Genomic DNA, 233 nt, shown 5'->3' on the forward strand with positions numbered 1-233 from the left:
GGAAGTGACGACGACCAATTTCTACTCCAGGAGTATCTGTTGGGATCAATGCACAGGTAATACCTGGCTCTTTTACATCACTTAATAAGCCATCTGGATCTTGTAATTTAAATGCAAGACCAAGCACCGTTGCCACAGGCGCAAGCGTGATATAGCGCTTGTTCCACGTTAGGCTTATACCTACAACTTCTTCACCGTTCCATTGTCCTTTACACACAACACCGTAATCAGGG

Annotated in this window: 1 protein-coding gene; it reads right to left on the reverse strand. The window is 45.1% G+C overall.

The genetic code is table 11. The features are described from left to right. On the reverse strand, window positions 1-233 hold a 233-nt coding region (locus tag SB756_RS35685; RefSeq protein ID WP_410913965.1), incomplete at both ends, for a hypothetical protein.

The sequence above is a fragment of the Pseudomonas sp. SIMBA_068 genome (genome assembly GCF_046534705.1).
GTDB lineage: Bacteria > Pseudomonadota > Gammaproteobacteria > Pseudomonadales > Pseudomonadaceae > Aquipseudomonas > Aquipseudomonas putida.